Below are 3,035 nucleotides of genomic sequence, written 5' to 3'. Positions count from 1 at the left end.
CCCCACGAGCGGGAGCGGGCTCCCGATCGTGGGGGAGGCCGTTACGTCAGCGGCGCGGCGGCTCGCCGAAGAGATCCACAGCGACCCGCACGTCCCTGAGCGCGGATGCCAGTGCGCTGACCGAGCCGACCGCCCCCGCGATCAGCAGCAGTGAGCGGCGCAGCCGCGGAATCTCGGGCACACCGGTGACCGCCATCGCGTCCAGGGCCGCCAGTTCGTCCTCGGCGATCCCTCGGTCGGGGAACTCCGCGGGATGCCCCGCCAGCTCACGGCGGAGCCGGGAGACCGCCGTACGCAACTCCGTCACCCTCGGGTCCTCGCCACTGCCGGTCGCCCGCGTCTGCCCCATGCTTCGCAACAAAGCACTCCCCCTCGCACATCTTCGTGCCGGTGTTTCGATCATGCCCCGGACCGTGGTCAAGTGTCCGGGGGTGCGCAAGTTAACGCCATGCAAGGTGCCGTGCGCCACTCCGGGGACAGAATTCAGGGTGACCACCGGGGGACGCGGGCCACGGCCGGGTCGGGTGGGAATTCATGGGCGTCGTGGGGTATTCAGGGCCTCATGGCTCATTCATCTCCCCCCGTCATCGCAGGTCTGCTGCTCGCCGCAGGCGGTGGCCGACGACTCGGCGGCCGGCCGAAGGCATTGCTGGAACACCGCGGGCGGCCACTCGTCGAGCACGCCATACGCATGCTGCGGGAGGGCGGCTGCGACCCCGTCCATGTGGTGCTCGGCGCCGCAGCGGACGAGGTGCGGGCGCGGGCGGACCTCTCGGGATGCGCGGTGACCGTCAACCCGCAATGGCCGGAAGGCATGGGTTCCTCACTGCGGGCGGGGCTCGGCACGCTCTCCGGTACGGAGGCGGACGCGGCGCTGGTCCTCCTGGTCGACCAGCCGGGCATCGGTGCACAGGCGGTGGCCCGGGTCCGGTCGGCGTACCGCTCCCGGATGACGCTGGCGGCAGCCTCGTACGACGGGGAGCGCGGCCATCCGGTGCTGTTCGGTGCCGACCGGTGGGCGGACATCGCGGCGAGTGCCGTGGGCGACCAGGGGGCGCGTGCGTACCTGCGGGCGCACCGCGATGCGATCACCCTCGTCGAGTGTTCCGATGTGGCCAAGGCGTACGACATCGACACCGCGGAGGACCTGAGGCACCTCGGCTGAACGGGCCGTGCGCGCGCCGGCACGCTGCGCCGCCCCCACCCCACTTGTGTCGACCCGGAGAATCTCGACGTCAACAAACCATTGAACTTCCACCATGAGGAAACTACTATCCACTGGTCAGAAGCGCTCTGTACCCCAGACGGCGCCCACGGCCGTATCCCGGAGCCCTGGCACGCCGTGCCATTGAGGCGACCCGGCGGCCGCGAAGGCGCCGCCCGCACCGCCCGCTGAAGGAGTGACAGCTCATGTCCGCACCAGCGCCGTCCCCGCTGGCCATCGTCGATGCCGAGCCCCTGCCCCGGCAGGATGAGGTCCTGACCGACGCGGCCCTCGCGTTCGTGGCCGAGCTGCACCGGCAGTTCACGCCCCGCCGTGACGAGCTGCTCGCCCGCCGCGCCGAGCGCCGCGCCGAGATCGCCCGCACGTCCACGCTGGACTTCCTGCCCGAAACGGCGGCGATCCGCGCGGACGACTCCTGGAAGGTCGCCCCGGCCCCGGCCGCGCTGAACGACCGCCGGGTGGAGATCACCGGTCCCACCGACCGCAAGATGACCATCAACGCCCTGAACTCGGGCGCCAAGGTCTGGCTCGCCGACTTCGAGGACGCGTCCGCCCCCACGTGGCAGAACGTCATCCTCGGCCAGCTCAATCTGATCGACGCCTACGAGCGCCGCATCGACTTCACGGACCCGAAGTCCGGCAAGTCGTACACCCTGGGGCCCGCCGACGAGCTCGCCACGGTCGTCGCCCGCCCCCGCGGCTGGCACCTGAACGAGCGTCACCTCCAGCTCGACGGCACCCCGGTGCCGGGCGCACTGGTCGACTTCGGCCTCTACTTCTTCCACAACGCCCAGCGCCTGATCGACCTCGGCAAGGGCCCCTACTTCTACCTCCCGAAGACGGAGTCGCACCTGGAGGCCCGCCTCTGGAACGACATCTTCGTCTTCGCCCAGGACTACGTCGGTATCCCGCAGGGCACGGTCCGCGCGACCGTCCTGATCGAGACGATCACCGCCGCGTACGAGATGGAGGAAATCCTCTACGAACTCCGCGACCACGCCTCCGGGCTGAACGCGGGCCGCTGGGACTATCTCTTCTCCATCGTCAAGAACTTCCGTGACGGCGGCTCGAAGTTCGTCCTGCCGGACCGCAACGCGGTGACGATGACCGCCCCGTTCATGCGCGCGTACACGGAACTCCTCGTCCGCACCTGTCACAAGCGCGGTGCTCATGCGATCGGCGGCATGGCGGCATTCATTCCGTCCCGCCGTGACGCCGAGGTCAACAAGGTCGCCTTCGAGAAGGTCAAGGCCGACAAGGACCGCGAGGCGAACGACGGCTTCGACGGCTCCTGGGTCGCCCACCCGGACCTCGTCCCGATCGCCATGGCCTCCTTCGATGCGGTCCTCGGCGAGAAGCCGAACCAGAAGGACCGTCTGCGCGAGGACGTCTCCGTGGCGCCGGGCGACCTGATCGCCATCGACACCCTGGACGCCAAGCCCACGTACAACGGCCTCCGCAACGCCGTCGCCGTCGGCATCCGCTACATCGAGGCGTGGCTGCGCGGCCTGGGCGCTGTAGCCATCTTCAACCTGATGGAGGACGCCGCCACCGCGGAGATCTCCCGCTCGCAGATCTGGCAGTGGATCAACGCGGACGTGGTCTTCGAGAACGGCGAGCACGCCACGGCGGACCTGGCCCGCAAGGTCGCCGCCGAGGAACTCGCCGCGATCCGGGCGGAGGTCGGTGAGGAGGCGTTCGCGTCCGGCAAGTGGCCCCGTACGAGAGGAAGGCTGACCGTGGCCCGCACCGAGTACTACGACGACCCGAACGCGCCCAAGCCGAACAGCATGGTCGTCGCGGCATCCGC

The 3,035-nt window shown here is 69.9% G+C and carries 3 protein-coding genes; 2 read left to right on the top strand and 1 reads right to left on the bottom strand.

Going from position 1 to position 3,035, the window contains the following annotated elements:
* Nucleotides 1-46: 46 nt before the first annotated feature.
* The gene (locus AB0915_RS38840; RefSeq protein ID WP_358857310.1) at nucleotides 47-349 is read right to left on the bottom strand and encodes a DUF5955 family protein; all 303 of its coding nucleotides are present in this window, start codon (nucleotides 347-349) and stop codon (nucleotides 47-49) included.
* A gap of 213 nt (nucleotides 350-562) precedes the next feature.
* Between AB0915_RS38840 and AB0915_RS38835 the strand changes: the two genes are divergently transcribed.
* Both AB0915_RS38835 and aceB read left to right on the top strand, forming a co-directional pair.
* Nucleotides 563-1,165: a nucleotidyltransferase family protein gene (locus tag AB0915_RS38835; RefSeq protein WP_366696077.1), complete on the top strand. Its 603-nt coding sequence runs from the start codon at nucleotides 563-565 to the stop codon at nucleotides 1,163-1,165.
* A 245-nt stretch (nucleotides 1,166-1,410) separates the two neighbouring features.
* Nucleotides 1,411-3,035 (top strand): malate synthase A (aceB, locus tag AB0915_RS38830; protein ID WP_366696075.1); only part of this gene is annotated, 1,625 nt, incomplete at its 3' end.

This window comes from Streptomyces sp. NPDC048411 (assembly GCF_040704695.1).
Classification (GTDB): domain Bacteria; phylum Actinomycetota; class Actinomycetes; order Streptomycetales; family Streptomycetaceae; genus Streptomyces.
This window is presented reverse-complemented; position numbering and strand designations above follow the sequence as displayed.

Coding starts and splice junctions, on each gene's coding strand:
- AB0915_RS38840 (WP_358857310.1), bottom strand. CDS start 349: ATGGGGCAGACGCGGGCGACCGGCAGTGGCGAGGACCCGAGGGTGACG.
- AB0915_RS38835 (WP_366696077.1), top strand. CDS start 563: ATGGCTCATTCATCTCCCCCCGTCATCGCAGGTCTGCTGCTCGCCGCA.